At 50.7% G+C, this 18,435-nt stretch carries 19 protein-coding genes and 1 pseudogene; 13 read left to right on the top strand and 7 right to left on the bottom strand.

The annotated features are described in order from the left end of the window. Positions 1 to 21: 21 nt before the first annotated feature. From trpE to trpA, 5 genes are read left to right on the top strand one after another with little or no spacing between them, the layout of a single operon-like run. Positions 22 to 1,584, top strand: a complete 1,563-nt coding sequence (gene trpE, locus FEK50_RS18315; protein WP_131161795.1) for an anthranilate synthase component I — start codon at positions 22 to 24, stop codon at positions 1,582 to 1,584. Continuing rightward, positions 1,584 to 3,179, top strand: coding sequence for a bifunctional anthranilate synthase glutamate amidotransferase component TrpG/anthranilate phosphoribosyltransferase TrpD (trpD, locus tag FEK50_RS18310; protein WP_131161794.1), 1,596 nt, complete (start codon positions 1,584 to 1,586; stop codon positions 3,177 to 3,179). Before trpE ends, trpD begins: the two co-directional genes overlap by 1 nt. After that, positions 3,180 to 4,541, top strand: a complete 1,362-nt coding sequence (gene trpCF / locus FEK50_RS18305) for a bifunctional indole-3-glycerol-phosphate synthase TrpC/phosphoribosylanthranilate isomerase TrpF (RefSeq protein WP_171025405.1) — start codon at positions 3,180 to 3,182, stop codon at positions 4,539 to 4,541. A gap of 11 nt (positions 4,542 to 4,552) precedes the next feature. Continuing rightward, positions 4,553 to 5,746: a tryptophan synthase subunit beta gene (gene trpB, locus FEK50_RS18300; protein ID WP_130258918.1), complete on the top strand. Its 1,194-nt coding sequence runs from the start codon at positions 4,553 to 4,555 to the stop codon at positions 5,744 to 5,746. After that, a complete protein-coding gene (gene trpA, locus FEK50_RS18295) occupies positions 5,746 to 6,552 on the top strand; it encodes a tryptophan synthase subunit alpha (protein ID WP_130259720.1) in 807 nt (268 codons plus the stop codon). The genes trpB and trpA overlap by 1 nt, the downstream gene beginning before the upstream one ends. 50 nt (positions 6,553 to 6,602) lie before the next feature. Here the strand turns inward: trpA and ompW are convergent, their stop codons facing one another. Then, a complete protein-coding gene (ompW, locus tag FEK50_RS18290) occupies positions 6,603 to 7,256 on the bottom strand; it encodes an outer membrane protein OmpW (RefSeq protein WP_064527188.1) in 654 nt (217 codons plus the stop codon). A 201-nt stretch (positions 7,257 to 7,457) separates the two neighbouring features. Here ompW and FEK50_RS24565 point away from each other — a divergent pair. The 4 genes and pseudogenes from FEK50_RS24565 to yciA form a co-directional block, all read left to right on the top strand. After that, a pseudogene (locus tag FEK50_RS24565) lies at positions 7,458 to 7,672 on the top strand (YkgJ family cysteine cluster protein); the annotation flags it as partial. A gap of 27 nt (positions 7,673 to 7,699) precedes the next feature. Beyond that, complete coding sequence (locus FEK50_RS18285; RefSeq protein ID WP_130208877.1) at positions 7,700 to 8,443, top strand: YciC family protein; 744 nt, start codon at positions 7,700 to 7,702, stop codon at positions 8,441 to 8,443. A gap of 29 nt (positions 8,444 to 8,472) precedes the next feature. Further along, a complete protein-coding gene (locus FEK50_RS18280; protein WP_000808667.1) occupies positions 8,473 to 9,012 on the top strand; it encodes a septation protein A in 540 nt (179 codons plus the stop codon). A 104-nt stretch (positions 9,013 to 9,116) separates the two neighbouring features. Continuing rightward, positions 9,117 to 9,515 carry an acyl-CoA thioester hydrolase YciA gene (gene yciA, locus FEK50_RS18275; protein WP_130208879.1) on the top strand — a complete coding sequence of 133 codons (399 nt, stop codon included), beginning with the start codon at positions 9,117 to 9,119 and terminating at the stop codon, positions 9,513 to 9,515. 39 nt (positions 9,516 to 9,554) lie between these two features. On the opposite strand, the gene tonB is transcribed toward yciA, so the two are convergent. Beyond that, positions 9,555 to 10,274: a TonB system transport protein TonB gene (tonB, locus tag FEK50_RS18270; protein WP_064528843.1), complete on the bottom strand. Its 720-nt coding sequence runs from the start codon at positions 10,272 to 10,274 to the stop codon at positions 9,555 to 9,557. Between the two features lie 223 nt (positions 10,275 to 10,497). Here tonB and FEK50_RS18265 point away from each other — a divergent pair, with 223 nt between their 5' ends. Both FEK50_RS18265 and kch read left to right on the top strand, forming a co-directional pair. Continuing rightward, the gene (locus tag FEK50_RS18265) at positions 10,498 to 10,794 is read left to right on the top strand and encodes a YciI family protein (protein ID WP_000967596.1); all 297 of its coding nucleotides are present in this window, start codon (positions 10,498 to 10,500) and stop codon (positions 10,792 to 10,794) included. Positions 10,795 to 11,096: 302 nt separating this feature from the next. Next, a complete protein-coding gene (gene kch / locus FEK50_RS18260) occupies positions 11,097 to 12,350 on the top strand; it encodes a voltage-gated potassium channel protein (RefSeq protein WP_131161793.1) in 1,254 nt (417 codons plus the stop codon). A gap of 54 nt (positions 12,351 to 12,404) precedes the next feature. Here the strand turns inward: kch and FEK50_RS18255 are convergent, their stop codons facing one another. Beyond that, a complete protein-coding gene (locus tag FEK50_RS18255; protein WP_122983112.1) occupies positions 12,405 to 12,578 on the bottom strand; it encodes a YciY family protein in 174 nt (57 codons plus the stop codon). A gap of 142 nt (positions 12,579 to 12,720) precedes the next feature. On the opposite strand from FEK50_RS18255, the gene cls reads away from it, so the two are divergent. Both cls and FEK50_RS18245 read left to right on the top strand, forming a co-directional pair. Continuing rightward, complete coding sequence (gene cls, locus FEK50_RS18250; protein ID WP_131161792.1) at positions 12,721 to 14,181, top strand: cardiolipin synthase; 1,461 nt, start codon at positions 12,721 to 12,723, stop codon at positions 14,179 to 14,181. 34 nt (positions 14,182 to 14,215) lie between these two features. Further along, positions 14,216 to 14,545, top strand: coding sequence for an HI1450 family dsDNA-mimic protein (locus FEK50_RS18245; protein ID WP_000366958.1), 330 nt, complete (start codon positions 14,216 to 14,218; stop codon positions 14,543 to 14,545). A 55-nt stretch (positions 14,546 to 14,600) separates the two neighbouring features. Here the strand turns inward: FEK50_RS18245 and FEK50_RS18240 are convergent, their stop codons facing one another. From FEK50_RS18240 to oppC, 4 genes are read right to left on the bottom strand one after another with little or no spacing between them, the layout of a single operon-like run. Beyond that, complete coding sequence (locus FEK50_RS18240; RefSeq protein ID WP_130259717.1) at positions 14,601 to 15,446, bottom strand: potassium channel family protein; 846 nt, start codon at positions 15,444 to 15,446, stop codon at positions 14,601 to 14,603. Between the two features lie 48 nt (positions 15,447 to 15,494). Further along, complete coding sequence (oppF, locus tag FEK50_RS18235; RefSeq protein ID WP_131161791.1) at positions 15,495 to 16,499, bottom strand: murein tripeptide/oligopeptide ABC transporter ATP-binding protein OppF; 1,005 nt, start codon at positions 16,497 to 16,499, stop codon at positions 15,495 to 15,497. Continuing rightward, entirely contained in the window at positions 16,496 to 17,509 is a 1,014-nt protein-coding gene (gene oppD, locus FEK50_RS18230) for a murein tripeptide/oligopeptide ABC transporter ATP-binding protein OppD (protein WP_130208888.1), read from the bottom strand. The genes oppF and oppD overlap by 4 nt, the downstream gene beginning before the upstream one ends. Before the next feature lie 11 nt (positions 17,510 to 17,520). Continuing rightward, positions 17,521 to 18,429, bottom strand: a complete 909-nt coding sequence (gene oppC / locus FEK50_RS18225; RefSeq protein ID WP_000979659.1) for an oligopeptide ABC transporter permease OppC — start codon at positions 18,427 to 18,429, stop codon at positions 17,521 to 17,523. Positions 18,430 to 18,435: the final 6 nt, after the last annotated feature.

Below are 18,435 nucleotides of genomic sequence, written 5' to 3'. Positions count from 1 at the left end.
GAACAAAATTAGAGAATAACAATGCAAACACAAAAACCGACTCTCGAATTGTTAACCTGCGAAGGCGCTTATCGCGATAATCCCACCGCACTTTTTCACCAGTTGTGTGGGGATCGTCCGGCAACGCTGCTGCTGGAATCCGCAGATATCGACAGCAAAGATGATTTAAAAAGCCTGCTGCTGGTAGACAGTGCGCTGCGCATTACAGCTTTAGGTGACACTGTCACAATTCAGGCGCTTTCCGGCAATGGCGAAGCCCTGCTGACACTACTGGATAACGCCCTGCCTGCGGGTGTGGAAAATGAACAATCACCAAACTGCCGTGTGCTGCGCTTCCCCCCTGTCAGTCCACTGCTGGATGAAGACGCCCGCTTATGCTCCCTTTCGGTTTTTGACGCTTTCCGCTTATTACAGAATCTGTTGGATGTACCGAAGGAAGAACGAGAAGCAATGTTCTTCGGCGGGCTGTTCTCTTATGACCTTGTGGCGGGATTTGAAGATTTACCGCAACTGGTAGCGGAAAATAACTGCCCTGATTTCTGTTTTTATCTCGCTGAAACGCTGATGGTGATTGACCATCAGAAAAAAAGCACCCGCATTCAGGCAAGCCTGTTTGCTCCCAATGAAGAAGAAAAACAGCGTCTCACTACGCGCCTGCACGAGTTGCGCCAGCGACTGACCGAAGACGCGCCGCCGCTGCCGGTGGTTTCCGTGCCGCATATGCGTTGTGAATGTAACCAGAGCGATGAAGAGTTCGGTGGCGTAGTGCGTTTGTTGCAAAAAGCGATTCGCGCCGGAGAAATTTTCCAGGTGGTACCATCTCGCCGTTTCTCTCTGCCCTGCCCGTCACCGCTGGCGGCCTATTACGTGCTGAAAAAGAGTAATCCCAGCCCGTACATGTTTTTTATGCAGGATAATGATTTCACCCTGTTTGGCGCGTCGCCGGAAAGCTCGCTCAAGTATGACGCCGCCAACCGCCAGATTGAGATCTACCCAATTGCCGGAACACGCCCACGCGGTCGTCGTGCCGATGGTTCACTGGACAGAGACCTCGACAGCCGCATCGAACTGGAAATGCGTACCGATCATAAAGAGCTGTCTGAACATCTGATGCTGGTGGATCTCGCCCGTAATGATCTGGCACGCATTTGTACCCCCGGCAGCCGCTATATCGCCGACCTCACCAAAGTTGACCGTTACTCTTACGTGATGCACCTGGTCTCCCGCGTTGTCGGTGAGCTGCGCCACGATCTCGACGCCCTGCACGCTTACCGCGCCTGTATGAATATGGGGACGTTAAGCGGTGCGCCGAAAGTACGCGCTATGCAGTTAATTGCCGAAGCGGAAGGTCGTCGACGCGGCAGCTACGGCGGCGCAGTAGGTTATTTCACCGCGCATGGCGATCTCGACACCTGCATTGTGATCCGATCGGCGCTGGTAGAGAACGGAGTCGCCACCGTGCAGGCCGGTGCTGGCGTGGTACTTGATTCTGTTCCGCAGTCGGAAGCCGACGAAACCCGTAATAAAGCCCGCGCTGTACTGCGCGCTATTGCCACCGCGCATCATGCACAGGAGACATTCTGATGGCTGACATTCTGCTGCTCGATAATATCGACTCTTTTACTTACAACCTGGCAGATCAGTTGCGCAGCAATGGTCATAACGTGGTGATTTACCGCAACCATATTCCGGCGCAGACCTTAATTGAACGCCTGGCGACGATGAGCAATCCGGTACTGATGCTTTCTCCTGGCCCCGGTGTGCCGAGCGAGGCCGGTTGTATGCCGGAACTCCTCACCCGCCTGCGCGGTAAGCTGCCAATCATTGGCATTTGCCTCGGACATCAGGCGATTGTCGAAGCTTACGGGGGCTATGTCGGTCAGGCGGGCGAAATTCTGCACGGTAAAGCGTCGAGCATTGAACATGACGGTCAGGCGATGTTTGCCGGATTAACAAACCCGCTGCCGGTGGCGCGTTATCACTCGCTGGTTGGCAGTAACATTCCGGCAGGTTTAACCATCAACGCCCATTTTAATGGCATGGTGATGGCGGTGCGTCACGATGCGGATCGCGTTTGTGGGTTCCAGTTCCATCCGGAATCCATTCTTACCACTCAGGGCGCTCGCCTGCTGGAACAAACGCTGGCCTGGGCGCAGCAGAAACTAGAGCCAACCAACACGCTGCAACCGATTCTGGAAAAACTGTATCAGGCGCAGACGCTTAGCCAACAAGAAAGCCACCAGCTTTTTTCAGCGGTGGTACGTGGCGAGCTGAAGCCGGAACAACTGGCGGCGGCGCTGGTGAGCATGAAAATTCGCGGTGAGCACCCGAACGAGATCGCCGGGGCAGCAACCGCGCTACTGGAAAACGCCGCGCCGTTCCCGCGCCCGGATTATCTGTTTGCCGATATCGTCGGTACTGGCGGTGACGGCAGCAACAGCATCAATATTTCTACCGCCAGTGCGTTTGTCGCCGCGGCCTGCGGGCTGAAAGTGGCGAAACACGGCAACCGTAGCGTCTCCAGTAAATCCGGCTCGTCGGATCTGCTGGCGGCGTTTGGCATTAATCTGGATATGAATGCCGATAAATCGCGCCAGGCGCTGGACGAGTTAGGCGTCTGTTTCCTCTTTGCGCCGAAATATCACACCGGATTCCGCCACGCGATGCCGGTTCGCCAGCAACTGAAAACTCGCACCCTGTTCAACGTGCTGGGGCCATTGATTAACCCAGCGCATCCTCCGCTGGCGTTAATTGGTGTCTACAGCCCGGAACTGGTGCTGCCAATTGCCGAAACCTTGCGCGTGCTGGGGTATCAACGTGCAGCGGTGGTGCACAGCGGTGGAATGGATGAAGTTTCCTTACACGCTCCGACCATTGTTGCCGAGCTGCACGATGGTGAAATTAAAAGCTATCAACTGACCGCTGAAGATTTTGGCCTGACGCCCTACCACCAGGAGCAACTGGCTGGCGGAACACCGGAAGAAAACCGTGACATTTTAACACACTTGTTACAAGGTAAAGGCGACGCCGCCCATGAAGCAGCCGTCGCGGCGAATGTCGCCATGTTAATGCGCCTGCATGGCCATGAAGATCTGCAAGCCAATGCGCAAACCGTTCTTGAGGTACTGCGCAGTGGTTCCGCTTACGACAGAGTCACCGCACTGGCGGCACGAGGGTAAATGATGCAAACCGTTTTAGCGAAAATCGTCGCAGACAAGGCGATTTGGGTAGAAGCCCGCAAACAGCAGCAACCGCTGGCCAGTTTTCAGAATGAGGTTCAGCCGAGCACGCGACATTTTTATGATGCGCTACAGGGTGCACGCACGGCGTTTATTCTGGAGTGCAAGAAAGCGTCGCCGTCGAAAGGCGTGATCCGTGATGATTTCGATCCGGCACGCATTGCCTCGATTTATAAGCATTACGCTTCGGCAATTTCGGTGCTGACTGATGAGAAATATTTTCAGGGGAGCTTTGATTTCCTCCCCATCGTCAGCCAAATCGCCCCGCAGCCGATTTTATGTAAAGACTTCATTATCGATCCTTACCAGATCTATCTGGCGCGCTATTACCAGGCCGATGCCTGCTTATTAATGCTTTCAGTACTGGATGACGAACAATATCGCCAGCTTGCAGCCGTCGCCCACAGTCTGGAGATGGGTGTGCTGGCCGAAGTCAGTAATGAAGAGGAACTGGAGCGCGCCATTGCATTGGGGGCAAAAGTCGTTGGCATCAACAACCGCGATCTGCGTGATTTGTCGATTGATCTCAACCGTACCCGCGAGCTTGCGCCGAAACTGGGGCACAACGTGACGGTAATCAGCGAATCCGGCATCAATACTTACGCTCAGGTGCGCGAGTTAAGCCACTTCGCTAACGGCTTTCTGATTGGTTCGGCGTTGATGGCCCATGACGATTTGAACGCCGCCGTGCGCCGGGTGTTGCTGGGTGAGAATAAAGTATGTGGCCTGACGCGTGGGCAAGATGCTAAAGCAGCTTATGACGCGGGCGCGATTTACGGTGGGTTGATTTTTGTTGCGACATCACCGCGTTGCGTCAGCGTTGAACAGGCGCAGGAAGTGATGGCTGCGGCACCGTTGCAGTATGTTGGTGTGTTCCGCAATCACGATATTGCTGATGTGGTGGACAAAACTAAGGTGTTATCGCTGGCAGCAGTGCAACTGCATGGTAATGAAGATCAGCAATATATCGACGCACTGCGTGACGTGCTGCCCGCTAACGTTGCCATCTGGAAAGCATTGAGCGTCGGTGAAACTCTTCCCGCGCGCGATTTTCAGCACGTCGATAAATATGTTTTCGACAACGGCCAGGGTGGAAGCGGGCAACGTTTCGACTGGTCACTGTTAAATGGTCAATCGCTTGGCAACGTCCTGCTGGCGGGTGGCTTAGGCGCAGATAACTGCGTGGAAGCGGCACAAACCGGCTGCGCCGGGCTTGATTTTAATTCTGCTGTAGAGTCGCAACCGGGCATTAAAGACGCACGCCTTTTGGCCTCGGTTTTCCAGACGCTGCGCGCATATTAAGGAAAGGAACAATGACAACATTACTTAACCCGTATTTTGGTGAGTTTGGCGGCATGTACGTGCCACAAATCCTGATGCCTGCTCTGCGCCAGCTGGAAGAAGCTTTTGTCAGCGCGCAAAAAGATCCTGAATTTCAGGCCCAGTTCAACGACCTGCTGAAAAACTATGCCGGGCGCCCAACCGCGCTGACCAAATGCCAGAACATTACAGCCGGGACGAACACCACGCTGTATCTGAAGCGCGAAGATTTATTGCACGGCGGCGCGCATAAAACCAACCAGGTTCTGGGCCAGGCTTTGCTGGCGAAGCGGATGGGTAAAACCGAAATCATCGCCGAAACCGGAGCCGGTCAGCATGGTGTGGCGTCGGCCCTTGCCAGCGCCCTGCTCGGCCTGAAATGCCGTATTTATATGGGTGCCAAAGACGTTGAACGCCAGTCGCCTAACGTTTTTCGTATGCGCTTAATGGGGGCGGAAGTGATCCCTGTGCATAGCGGTTCCGCGACGCTGAAAGATGCCTGTAATGAGGCGCTGCGCGACTGGTCAGGCAGTTATGAAACCGCGCACTATATGCTGGGTACCGCAGCTGGCCCGCATCCTTATCCGACCATTGTGCGTGAGTTTCAGCGGATGATTGGCGAAGAAACGAAAGCGCAGATTCTGGAAAGAGAAGGTCGTCTGCCCGATGCCGTTATCGCCTGTGTTGGCGGTGGTTCGAATGCCATCGGCATGTTTGCTGATTTCATCAACGAAACCAATGTCGGCCTGATTGGCGTGGAGCCAGGCGGTCACGGCATCGAAACCGGCGAGCATGGCGCACCGTTGAAACATGGTCGCGTAGGCATCTATTTCGGCATGAAAGCACCGATGATGCAGACCGAAGACGGGCAAATTGAAGAATCTTACTCCATCTCTGCCGGACTGGATTTCCCGTCCGTTGGCCCACAACATGCGTATCTCAACAGCATCGGTCGCGCTGATTACGTGTCGATTACCGATGATGAAGCGCTGGAAGCCTTTAAAACGCTGTGCCTGCACGAAGGGATTATCCCGGCGCTGGAGTCCTCCCACGCCCTGGCCCATGCGCTGAAAATGATGCGCGAAAACCCAGAAAAAGAGCAGCTACTGGTGGTTAACCTTTCCGGTCGCGGCGATAAAGACATCTTCACCGTTCACGATATTTTGAAAGCACGAGGGGAAATCTGATGGAACGCTACGAATCTCTGTTTGCCCAGTTGAAGGAGCGCAAAGAAGGCGCATTTGTTCCTTTCGTCACCCTCGGTGATCCGGGCATTGAGCAGTCGCTGAAAATTATCGATACGTTGATCGAAGCAGGTGCTGATGCTTTGGAGCTAGGCATCCCATTCTCCGACCCGCTGGCAGATGGCCCGACCATTCAAAACGCCACACTGCGTGCTTTTGCGGCAGGTGTGACCCCGGCACAATGTTTTGAGATGCTGGCACTGATTCGTCAAAAACATCCGACCATTCCTGTTGGCCTGCTGATGTACGCCAACCTGGTGTTTAACAAAGGCATTGATGAGTTTTACGCTCAATGTGAAAAAGTCGGCGTCGATTCGGTGCTGGTTGCCGACGTGCCAGTGGAAGAGTCTGCGCCCTTCCGCCAGGCCGCGTTGCGCCATAATGTCGCCCCTATCTTTATTTGCCCGCCGAATGCTGATGATGATTTGCTGCGCCAGATTGCCTCTTACGGTCGTGGTTACACCTATTTGCTGTCGCGTGCGGGCGTAACCGGAGCGGAAAACCGCGCGGCATTACCGCTCAATCATCTGGTCACGAAGCTGAAAGAATACAATGCCGCGCCTCCATTGCAGGGCTTTGGCATTTCAGCACCGGAACAGGTAAAAGCAGCGATTGATGCAGGAGCTGCGGGCGCGATTTCTGGTTCTGCAATTGTAAAAATCATCGAGCAACATATTAATGAGCCAGAAAAAATGCTGGAAGCACTGAAAGCTTTTGTACAACCGATGAAAGCAGCTACACGAAGTTAATTTGAGACAAACCGCCAGAATATATCTGGCGGTTTATTGATGGTAAAAAATTAGAAGCGGTAACCCGCAGAGAACATAAATACCCATGGGTCGAGGCGTACGTTGTCAGAATAGCGTCCTGCAGGCAGCACTGCGCCATTGGATTTATATTTCACCTCAGTGTCGATATCCATGTACCAGACCGACATATTAAGCAACCAGTCACGGTTGATGAGATAATCCAGCCCTACTTGTCCCGCCACGCCCCATGAATCCTTCAGACTAAGGTCGGATAAACCAAGACCTTCACCGGTGTCATTGAAGTCATTATTAAAAAAGGTAGTGTAGTTAATACCCGCACCAATGTAAGGACGGAATTTACTGCCGGAATCGCCAAAATACCATTGTGCCATCAGTGTTGGCGGTAAATGGTGGACTGTCGCAATATCTCCGGTTGTGGCTGTGCCAACCTTATGACGAAACGGAGATGCCGCCAGCAATTCCACACCAATGTTATCAGTCGCCATATAGGTGAAGGTCAGGCCCAGTTGGGTGTTATTGGTCACGCTAAAGCCACCCAGGCTTCCCAGAGTTCCATCCGCGCCTTCCGTTGGACGTACCGTTGCCGAACCTGCACGAATAAAGAACTCGCCTGCTTCGTGAGCATAGACGCTACCAGAGAGAAGTGTACTGACTGCCAATGCCGCCACTGTTAATTTTTTCATGTTCGCTCCGTCGTTATGGTTATAAAAACGTGACGAATATACCTACATTGGAGTAACAAATGATCCTACATAGATCACATTGCATTCGCTAAATGACCATTTATTGATCTGGATTAATTTAGAAGTTGTATCGCAAATCCTGGTCAACATGATTCAAATCAATTTGAATGCTTTCCATCTCCGAAAGTATTCTTTTGCTACCTTATTGGCCTTTTAAGCAGGCGGTAAGTTGCGGTATTTATGCAAACAGCCCTTCTGCTTGTCAGGAATTTGTCGTGTCCGGAGAAAGCAATGGATCCTGTGATCGCACCCACGCACGCTGTGGATTACCTGCGCTTTACAAAGATATGCTTTTCCATACAAGTCGTGATGCTGCCACTGAAGGGATAACCAGGGTACAATTGCCCGCTAATTAACACCTGCATAAAACTCAAGGAGAGTGCATGTCTATCACGGCGCAGTCCGTATACCGTGACACCGGAAATTTCTTCCGTAATCAATTTATGACCATTCTGTTGGTATCGTTGCTTTGTGCATTTATCACAGTGGTGTTAGGACATGTTTTCTCACCCAGTGACGCACAGCTTGCGCAGCTCAATGACGGCGCGCCCGTTAGTGGCGGCGGTGGGTTGTTCGATCTGGTGCAAAATATGTCCCCGGAACAGCAACAAATTTTGCTGCGTGCTTCCGCTGCGTCCACTTTTTCAGGATTAATCGGTAACGCCATACTCGCCGGAGGCGTAATATTAATCATCCAACTGGTGTCTGCGGGTCAGAGAGTCAGTGCGCTACGCGCTATTGGTGCTAGTGCGCCGATATTGCCAAAGTTATTTATTCTGATTTTTCTGACTACCCTTTTAGTACAGATTGGCATCATGCTGGTGGTCGTTCCGGGGATTTTAATGGCCATTTTACTAGCACTGGCGCCGGTGATGTTGGTGCAGGATAAAATGGGCGTTTTCGCCTCTATGCGCAGCAGTATGCGGCTGACATGGGCGAATATGCGTCTGGTGGCACCTGCAGTACTAAGCTGGTTACTGGCAAAAACACTGTTGCTGCTGTTTGCCTCTTCGTTTGCCGCATTAACCCCGGAAATTGGTGCCGTACTGGCGAATACTTTAAGCAACCTGATTTCAGCCGTATTGCTTATCTATCTGTTCCGCCTGTACATGTTGATTCGCCAATAACCTGAAGTATTTGATTACGGAATCGTAAAATGAAGCAGTTTCTTGATTTTTTACCGCTGGTTGTCTTCTTCGCGTTCTACAAAATTTATGACATCTATGCGGCAACTGCGGCGCTCATCGTCGCCACGGCAATTGTGCTTATTTATAGCTGGGTTCGCTTCCGGAAAGTTGAGAAGATGGCCCTGATCACCTTTGTTCTGGTGGTCGTTTTCGGTGGTCTGACGCTGTTCTTCCACAATGATGAGTTTATTAAATGGAAGGTCACCGTCATCTACGCTCTGTTTGCCGGTGCTTTGTTGGTTAGCCAATGGGTAATGAAAAAACCGCTGATTCAGCGGATGCTGGGTAAAGAACTCACTCTACCGCAGCCAGTATGGTCGAAGCTGAACCTGGCCTGGGCAGTCTTCTTTATTCTTTGTGGTCTGGCGAATATCTACATCGCATTCTGGCTACCGCAAAATATTTGGGTCAACTTCAAAGTGTTCGGTCTGACCGCCCTCACCTTAATCTTCACACTGTTAAGCGGTATTTATATCTACCGCCATATGCCGCAGGAAGATAAATCATAATCTGTCTGCCGGCCCTTCGTGGCCGGCGCTGCATATCCTCTGTTCTCATTTGGAAAATCATAGTAGCATCGCGCCTGTGATTTTCCTTTTATGTCGGTTTTACCATGTCTACAACACCTAACGTCCCTCAGGGCGATCTTGTTTTACGTACTTTAGCCATGCCTGCCGATACCAATGCCAATGGCGATATCTTTGGTGGTTGGTTGATGTCGCAGATGGATATTGGCGGTGCCATTCTGGCAAAAGAAATTGCCCACGGTCGCGTCGTGACCGTGCGGGTTGAAGGAATGACTTTCTTACGGCCAGTTGCGGTTGGTGATGTGGTGTGCTGCTATGCGCGCTGTCTCCAAAAAGGGACGACATCAGTCAGCATTAATATTGAAGTATGGGTGAAAAAAGTGGCGTCTGAACCGATTGGGCAGCGCTATAAAGCGACGGAAGCGTTATTCAAGTATGTTGCCGTCGACCCTGAAGGAAAGCCTCGAGCTTTACCTGTAGAGTAATAGTCAAAAGCCTCCAGTCGGAGGCTTTTGACTTTCAGGTTATTGAATTTCGGTGGTGCCGTTAATTTTAAACAGGATATTCACCACAATCCCACTTCCGGGTTTGCCCGGCTCATAACGCCATCTGCGCATCGCGTTTTTCACTTCGCGCTCAAACATGTTCGCCGGTTTGGCTGAAAGAATTTGTACGTTATCCACGCGACCATCCGGTGTGACGTCAAATTTAACTTTAACCTGCCCTTCAATGCGTAGTGCCTGCGCGCGCGCCGGATACTGCGGCTGATTACGGCTTAATGCCCGTGGACCAGACGCGACACTTGTGACCGGTTTGCTGGTTGCAGCCGTTGCCGTACTTGATGTTGGGCGAGCAGGTGCCGTATTTTCAAACGGTGACGCCGGACGTGACTCTACCGGTTTGACATCGCGTTTCGGCTGCTCCTGTACCTTTTTCACCGGCTTCGGTTTTGGCTTAGGTTTCGGCTTCGGCTTTTCAATGACTACCGGTGCTTCTTTTGGCGGTTCTGGTATCGGCTCAGGCTCCGGTTCTGGCTCCACCACTGGTTCCGGCGGCGGTTGAACGGCTTGTGGCGGCTCAAGTTCGGCCGGGGCAACCATGGTGACAGAAATCGGCTGCGCGGGCGCAGGTAGTTCAATAACCTGATGTACCGAGGTATAGAGTAGACCCGCCACAACAGCACCATGAATGCAGACCGAAAGTAACGTCGGCCAAGGGAAGCGGCGAGGTAAATCAAGGGTCATTGAAGTCATAATCGTTTCAGTAAAAAAACCAGGCCTCGATTTTAAATGCAAATAGCAATCATATTCAATAAGACAAGGCGATCAGGATCAGTGAAAACGCAATTTTTGGCGCTATTAACCTTACTTTTAGTGACGCCTTAACAAAGACATCATCTTTCCGTTGCAGATCTTCGCCCTTTCAAATAACGTACTTTATAACTTTTCCGAACAAGGAGTTGTGCCCGTGTTGTATGTTATTTACGCTCAAGACAAAGCCGATAGCCTCGAAAAGCGCCTTTCCGTTCGTCCGGCACATTTAGCACGTTTGCAGTTACTGCATGATGAAGGGCGTCTGCTGACCGCCGGTCCAATGCCAGCGGTAGACAGTAACGATCCAGGCGCCGCAGGATTTACTGGCTCAACCGTTATTGCTGAATTTGAATCGCTGGAAGCAGCCCAGGCCTGGGCAGATGCCGATCCATACGTGGCTGCGGGAGTCTATGAGCAAGTTTCCGTGAAACCCTTTAAGAAAGTGTTCTGAATATCAACATCCAGGGGCGCGGTGACAGAAACCGTGCTCTTGTTTTTTCTTTATATTTACCGATACCCCCAATCCACCACCACAAACAGATAATAACTTTATCTGTATCTCCCTATATACCCTCGGCATCTCCGTCTAAAAATGACAAAATTTCTCTGCCTGATTCGGTTTTGATCAATCAAAACCTTTGATTGCTGCGGATAAAGTCATCTACTATGGTTTAACACATTCACGTGCCGCATGTTTTTCACATTCTGTACGCGTGAAGATAATTAAACAAAATTGTGGTTACAGAGGTATCAGTGAGTCACTGGGCTACATTCAAGCAAACAGCGGTAAATTTATGGGTGACCCTGCGGCACGATGTTATCGCGCTGGCGGTCCTTTCAAATGGATTGCTTATTTTTAAAACAATTTATGGCATGTCGGTCAATCTGCTCGATATTTTCCATATCCAGGCGTTTTCAGAACTTGACCTCTCCTTGCTGGCCAATGCGCCACTGTTTATGCTCGGCGTCTTTCTTGTTTTGAACTCGATCGGCTTGCTATTTCGGGCAAAGCTGGCATGGGCTATCAGTATCATTTTATTGCTGATAACGCTGATTTACACCCTGCACTTTTATCCCTGGCTGAAATTCAGCATTGGTTTTTGCATCTTTACCTTGATAATTTTGTTGGTGCTGCGTAAAGACTTCTCTCACAGTAGTGCTGCGGCCGGGACAATTTTTGCTTTTATTAGTTTTACGACGTTACTGTTTTACTCTACCTACGGCGCACTTTATTTAAGCGAAGGTTTTAATCCGCGAATAGAGAGTCTAATGACCGCGTTCTATTTTTCGATAGAAACTATGTCAACCGTGGGCTACGGCGATATCGTCCCGGTTTCTGAATCAGCGCGCCTGTTTACTATTTCGGTCATTATTTCCGGTATTACCGTTTTTGCCACCTCCATGACCTCGATTTTCGGCCCGCTTATCCGCGGAGGATTCAATAAACTTGTGAAAGGAAACAATCATACAATGCATCGTAAAGATCACTTTATTGTTTGCGGGCATTCCATTCTGGCAATCAACACGATTCTGCAACTGAATCAACGCGGACAAAACGTCACGGTTATCAGCAACCTGCCAGAGGATGACATAAAACAGCTTGAACAAAGACTCGGTGACAATGCCGATGTTATCCCCGGTGACAGCAATGACAGTTCAGTACTAAAAAAAGCGGGAATTGATCACTGTCGAGCTATTCTGGCGTTAAGTGATAATGACGCCGATAATGCTTTTGTCGTTCTGTCGGCGAAAGATATGAGCAAAGATGTTAAAACCGTGCTTGCCGTCAGTGATAGCAAAAACCTGAATAAGATTAAGATGGTGCATCCGGATATTATTCTTTCACCGCAGCTATTTGGTAGCGAGATACTGGCGCGTATTCTCAATGGGGAAGAAATTAATAATGATATGCTCGTCTCGATGTTGCTGAACTCCGGGCATGGCATTTTCAGCGATAACAATGACGACGAAACCAAAATTGACAACAATGAATCTGCGCAAAAATAGATTTTAACGGCGGAAAGATAATCTTAATGGGCACCGCGTTGGTGCCCAGAACATTTAGATATTGTAGATCGCAAACAATAACGAGTTTCGCTGTTTGTTTAGAAGGCACTTCCTGATGCTGTGGATACGCATATTTCGGCGTGACTGCCCCTCAAGCCAACGCGATTTCCGTCGGCTAGCCTGACGCTGCATGCGCCAGCGCCCCACTTCCGTTCTACTCCGCTTCATGTTAACTACTCTATGCAATAACAGAGCGGTCATTATACCCCCGGTCCCGACGCTGGCCAGTGCTTTTACCGCGTTTTTATTTGCCAGATGAATCCATATGCGTAAACTCATAACAATGCGCTTTCAAAAGGATTTCTAATCTATGACAACCGTTTATACGTTGGTGAGTTGGTTGGCCATTCTGGGATACTGGTTGCTCATTGCAGGCGTAACTTTACGCATTCTAATGAAACGACGCGCAGTTCCCTCCGCCATGGCCTGGCTGTTGATCATTTACATTCTGCCGTTGGTCGGAATTATTGCTTATCTGGCTGTTGGCGAACTCCACTTAGGCAAACGCCGCGCCGAACGCGCCAGAGCGATGTGGCCTTCCACGGCGAAATGGCTTAACGATCTTAAAGCCTGTAAGCATATTTTTGCGGAAGAAAATAGCAGCGTCGCTGGACCGTTATTCAAGCTCTGCGAGCGTCGTCAGGGGATCGCCGGGGTCAAGGGTAATCAGCTGCAACTGATGACCGAGTCTGATGATGTGATGCAGGCGTTAATCCGCGACATTCAACTCGCTCGCCATAACATTGAGATGGTGTTTTATATCTGGCAACCAGGCGGTATGGCAGACCAGGTGGCAGAATCTTTGATGGCCGCCGCACGACGCGGTATTCATTGCCGATTAATGCTCGACTCTGCGGGGAGTGTTGCTTTTTTCCGTAGCCCGTGGCCAGAGTTAATGCGAAATGCCGGTATCGAAGTGGTCGAGTCCTTAAAGGTTAACCTGATGCGCGTATTCTTACGCCGCATGGACCTGCGCCAGCACCGCAAGATGATCATGATCGATAACTACATTGCCTACACCGGCAGCATGAATATGGTCGATCCGCGCTTCTTCAAACAGGATGCGGGCGTAGGACAATGGATTGATCTGATGGCTCGCATGGAAGGCCCTATCGCCACCGCGATGGGAATTATCTACTCTTGCGACTGGGAGATTGAGACGGGAAAACGTATTTTACCACCATCGCCTGATGTCAATATTATGCCGTTCGAGCAGGCCAGCGGTCATACGATTCATACCATCGCTTCCGGCCCTGGATTCCCGGAAGACCTGATCCACCAGGCTTTGCTGACTGCAGCTTATTCAGCTCGTGAATATTTAATCATGACGACGCCCTACTTCGTCCCCAGCGATGACTTACTTCACGCAATCTGCACGGCGGCGCAACGCGGGGTTGATGTCAGTATTATTTTGCCGAGGAAAAATGACTCAATGCTGGTAGGCTGGGCCAGTCGCGCATTCTTTACAGAACTACTTGCTGCTGGGGTTAAGATTTATCAGTTTGAAGGTGGGTTACTGCATACCAAGAGCGTGCTGGTCGATGGCGAATTAAGTCTGGTTGGCACCGTTAACCTCGACATGCGTAGTCTGTGGCTGAATTTTGAAATCACGCTGGCTATTGACGATAAAGGTTTTGGTGCCGACCTGGCTGCCGTTCAGGACGACTATATTTCTCGTTCGCGTCTGCTCGATGCGCGGCTGTGGTTAAAACGTCCACTCTGGCAACGTGTCGCCGAGCGACTGTTTTACTTCTTCAGCCCGTTGCTGTAAAACGTCGCCAACAGAGATTAAACAGGTAGTGACTATGGATATGGATTTAAACAATCGCCTGACTGAAGATGAAACGCTTGAGCAGGCCTACGATATTTTTCTTGAACTGGCCGCTGATAATCTCGATCCGGCTGATGTTCTGTTGTTCAATCTGCAGTTTGAAGAGCGCGGTGGTGCAGAGTTATTTGACCCGGCAGAAGACTGGCAGGAACATGTTGATTTCGACTTGAACCCGGACTTTTTTGCCGAAGTGGTGATTGGTCTGGCAGACAGTGAAGATGGCGAAATCAACGATATTTTCGCCCGTATTTTGTTATGCCGCGAAAAAGATCACAAACTTTGCCATATTATCTGGCGGGAATAACGCTTGCCATCGGATGTGACGTAGCTGCGTCACATCCGTTCTTCCTTTTACACATCTACCTTTCCCCTCCTCCCAGTTCATTGCCACAAATACGACAATACTTCGCATCGTGTGCATGATGTTGGGTATTGCATTTAGGACAACAGAGAAGTTTTTTAGTCTGTTCAAGTTCACTGGTGAGTTGCGCAGTAATAATCCCCGTCGGAATTGCAATGACTGAGTAGCCAATCAAGATTAATACCGAAGCCACCATCCTTCCTGCCGCAGTATGTGGTGTAATATCACCATAACCAACGGTGGTTACCGTCACTATCGCCCAGTATACGGCTGTGCCCAGCGAGTTAAATTCGTTTGATGCACCTTCTATGGCGTACATTAACGCCCCAGCGACGATCATCACAATGGCAATAAAAGCATAAAAAAGAATCAACTGATGGCGGGCATTATTTATCGCCCGCCATAGACTGTTTAAGGCAGGCATAAAGCGGAGCAGGCGCAAAATTCGCAACGCACGAATCGCTCTCATCGCTCGCCAGGCAAATAAATAAGTAAAACCAATTTCAGGCCATAGCCAGATGACATACAGCGGCAAAATGGTGGCCAGATCGATAAATCCCCAAAAGCTAAAAACATAACGTACCGGATTCGGCCAGCTTAATATTCGCAGGAAATACTCGATCGTGAAGACAAAAGTAAAGAAGAATTCTACCCAAACAAAGATATGCCATTCGTCGTAGGTTAGCTGGAATTGCGATCCAATACCGGATTCTATGAAGACAGCGCCAACGCTTAACAATGCGAGGAAACCAAACAGCGCCTCGCAGCGTCGCCCGGTTTTCGTATGCTGATCAAAAAGGAAATGATAAACCCGTTGGCGATACTCTGAAAGATGTGCTGTCACCTGTACCTCCCATGAAAAAGGGCCGGCAATCTGCCAGCCCTTAACACGTTATAATGGGTCTACTTTCAGGCAAGAGACGGCATGTCTGAAACTGCCTTCCAGCACCGGGCGTGTTTTGGCACACTCAGGACCGGCTATCGGGCAACGGGTACGGAACACACATCCAGAAGGCGGGTTGATGGGCGACGGTAATTCCCCTTCCAGTAACTGGATAGATTTGTTCTTCTCCAGATCAGGATCTGGAATGGGGACTGCCGACATCAATGCTTTGGTATAGGGATGCAACGGATTGTGGTAGACCTCATCATACGTCCCCAACTCTACCGCATGGCCGAGATACATCACCAGCACGCGATCGGAAATGTGTTTTACCACGGCCAGATCGTGAGCGATAAAGATTAATGACAATCCCATCTCACGTTGCAACTGCTGGAGTAAATTCACCACCTGCGCCTGGATTGACACATCCAGTGCCGACACCGGTTCGTCGCAGATAATCAGCTTCGGTTCAAGGATTAGCGCACGCGCAATCCCGATACGCTGACACTGACCGCCGGAGAACTCATGCGGATAGCGGTTAATCAGGTTAGGTAGCAAGCCGACTTTCATCATCATCACCTTCACACGCTCGCGAATTTCCTGGCGTGACATTTTCGGATGATAGGTACGCAGCGGTTCAGCGATGATCTCGCCGATGGTCATACGCGGGTTTAGCGATGCCAACGGGTCCTGGAAAATCATCTGAATATCACTGCGGACGGCACGCCATTCATCGGGCTTCATGCCCAGCAACTCTTTACCTAACCAGGCAACATGACCATCGGTGGCCTTGACCAAACCAATGATAGCGCGAGCAAAGGTAGACTTACCGCAACCTGATTCCCCTACGACGCCCAACGTTTCCCCTTCATATAACCTGAGCGTCACACCATCAACGGCCTTAAGGGTTTTCGGCGGTTGCCAGAACCACTGTTTGCCATCTTTGATCTCAAAGTGCACTTTCAAATCGGCAATTTCGAGGAGGACTTTTCTTCCTTCGGTTGCAGCATTCATAACAGTTCCTCCACCGGTTTAAAGCAGGCACGCAGTCGGCCTGGCGTGAACTCTTCCAGCGGCGGCGCGCTACTGCAAATCTCCATCGCATACGGACAACGCGGCTGGAACGGGCAACCTTTCGGCAAACGTAGCAGGTTTGGCGGGTTACCTGGGATGGTCAACATCGTTTCACCTTCAGCATCAAGACGCGGTACCGCATTGAGTAAACCGATAGAATAAGGATGAACGGGTTCATAAAAGACATCGCGCGCGTTGCCATATTCCATTGTGCGCCCAGCGTACATCACCAGCACTTTGTCACAGATCCCCGCGACTACGCCGAGATCGTGGGTGATCATGATAATGGCAGTATTAAATTCCCGTTTCAGTTCATTCAATAGCGTCATGATCTGCGCCTGTACGGTCACGTCCAGCGCAGTAGTCGGTTCATCGGCAATCAGCAATTTAGGTCGGCACAACAACGCCATCGCAATCATCACACGCTGACGCATGCCGCCAGAAAACTCATGAGGAAACATCTTCATACGCTTACGCGCTTCTGGCATTTTCACCGCATCGAGCATTCGTACCGATTCTTCAAACGCTTCGGCCTTGCCCATACCTTTATGCAGCATCAGCACTTCCATCAACTGCTCGCCGACGCGCATGTATGGATTTAACGAGGTCATCGGGTCCTGAAAAATCATCGAGATTTGTTCAGCACGCAGTTTATTAAGTTCACGTTCTGGCAGATTGAGGATTTCGCGCCCATTAAAGGTTGCCGATCCACCAATGCGTCCGTTAGCCGCCAGCAGCCCCATTAAAGCAAACGCGGTTTGCGACTTACCGGAGCCAGATTCGCCAACGATACCCAGCGTTTCCCCGGCACGCAGGGAAAAATTTAAATCATTGACCGCCGTGACGTCACCGTCCGGGGTGCTAAATGTCACTCGCAAATCTTTCACGTTCAGCAGTGCGTCAGCCTGTTGCTGTGCGAGCGGCACGGTTGCAGTTTCAATTACGCTCATGGCTGCACTCCTTAACGATCTTTCGGGTCGAGGGCATCACGCAAGCCATCGCCGATAAAGTTGAAACAAAACAGTGTCACCACAAGGAAACCTGCTGGAAATAGCAGCAACCATGGAGAGACTTCCATCGAGTTCGCGCCATCACTGAGCAATGCGCCCCAACTACTTAATGGCTCTTGCGTACCTAGTCCCAGGAAGCTAAGAAAAGACTCAAAGAGGATCATGCTGGGTACCAGCAGAGAGGCATAGACCACCACCACACCAAGCACGTTCGGCACAATGTGGCGAATCACAATGCCGGGCGTAGATACACCGCCAACTTGTGCCGCCTCAATAAACTCTTTGCGCTTCAGACTAAGGGTTTGACCACGCACGATACGTGCCATGTCCAGCCAGGAAACCATCCCAATCGCTACGAAAATCAGCAGGATGTTTTGACCGAAAAAGGTCACCAGCAAAATGACGAAGAACATGAACGGAAAGGAGTTGAGGATTTCCAGCAGGCGCATCATTACGGAATCCACCTTGCCGCCAAGATAACCGGAAAGTGAACCGTAAAGGGTTCCTACGACTACTGCCACCAGTGCTGCAGCAACACCAACCATTAATGAGATGCGCCCACCAATTGCAACGCGCACCAGCAGATCGCGACCGGAAGAGTCGGTACCAAAGTAGTGACCAGATTCCATATCCGGGGCGCTGGACATCATCGCCCAGTCGGTGTCGTCATAGGCAAATTGCGAGAGCATCGGCGCCAGGATAACAAACAGTGCAATAAGCACCAGTACAATCAGACTGGCCACTGCTGCACGGTTATGCATAAAACGTCGACGTGCGTCCTGCCATAAACTGCGGCCTTCGACCTCCAGCTTCTCACTGAAATTCTCCAGCGTCTCGCTGTTTTTCTTACTTAACATCATCGCGAG

The organism is Escherichia sp. E2586 (assembly GCF_005781105.1).
GTDB lineage: Bacteria > Pseudomonadota > Gammaproteobacteria > Enterobacterales > Enterobacteriaceae > Escherichia.
The sequence above is the reverse complement of the archived record's forward strand: the minus strand, read 5'-3'. Positions and strand labels throughout refer to the sequence as shown.

What these genes read in the sequence shown, in the direction of transcription:
- trpB (WP_130258918.1), top strand. Translation starts at nt 4,553, where the DNA reads ATGACAACATTACTTAACCCGTATTTTGGTGAGTTTGGCGGCATGTAC.
- ompW (WP_064527188.1), bottom strand. Translation starts at nt 7,256, where the DNA reads ATGAAAAAATTAACAGTGGCGGCATTGGCAGTCAGTACACTTCTCTCT.
- FEK50_RS18255 (WP_122983112.1), bottom strand. Translation starts at nt 12,578, where the DNA reads ATGAAGCGGAGTAGAACGGAAGTGGGGCGCTGGCGCATGCAGCGTCAG.
- trpA (WP_130259720.1), top strand. Translation starts at nt 5,746, where the DNA reads ATGGAACGCTACGAATCTCTGTTTGCCCAGTTGAAGGAGCGCAAAGAA.
- trpE (WP_131161795.1), top strand. Translation starts at nt 22, where the DNA reads ATGCAAACACAAAAACCGACTCTCGAATTGTTAACCTGCGAAGGCGCT.
- oppC (WP_000979659.1), bottom strand. Translation starts at nt 18,429, where the DNA reads ATGATGTTAAGTAAGAAAAACAGCGAGACGCTGGAGAATTTCAGTGAG.
- FEK50_RS18245 (WP_000366958.1), top strand. Translation starts at nt 14,216, where the DNA reads ATGGATATGGATTTAAACAATCGCCTGACTGAAGATGAAACGCTTGAG.
- cls (WP_131161792.1), top strand. Translation starts at nt 12,721, where the DNA reads ATGACAACCGTTTATACGTTGGTGAGTTGGTTGGCCATTCTGGGATAC.
- yciA (WP_130208879.1), top strand. Translation starts at nt 9,117, where the DNA reads ATGTCTACAACACCTAACGTCCCTCAGGGCGATCTTGTTTTACGTACT.
- trpD (WP_131161794.1), top strand. Translation starts at nt 1,584, where the DNA reads ATGGCTGACATTCTGCTGCTCGATAATATCGACTCTTTTACTTACAAC.
- FEK50_RS18280 (WP_000808667.1), top strand. Translation starts at nt 8,473, where the DNA reads ATGAAGCAGTTTCTTGATTTTTTACCGCTGGTTGTCTTCTTCGCGTTC.
- oppF (WP_131161791.1), bottom strand. Translation starts at nt 16,499, where the DNA reads ATGAATGCTGCAACCGAAGGAAGAAAAGTCCTCCTCGAAATTGCCGAT.
- tonB (WP_064528843.1), bottom strand. Translation starts at nt 10,274, where the DNA reads ATGACCCTTGATTTACCTCGCCGCTTCCCTTGGCCGACGTTACTTTCG.
- oppD (WP_130208888.1), bottom strand. Translation starts at nt 17,509, where the DNA reads ATGAGCGTAATTGAAACTGCAACCGTGCCGCTCGCACAGCAACAGGCT.
- trpCF (WP_171025405.1), top strand. Translation starts at nt 3,180, where the DNA reads ATGATGCAAACCGTTTTAGCGAAAATCGTCGCAGACAAGGCGATTTGG.
- FEK50_RS18285 (WP_130208877.1), top strand. Translation starts at nt 7,700, where the DNA reads ATGTCTATCACGGCGCAGTCCGTATACCGTGACACCGGAAATTTCTTC.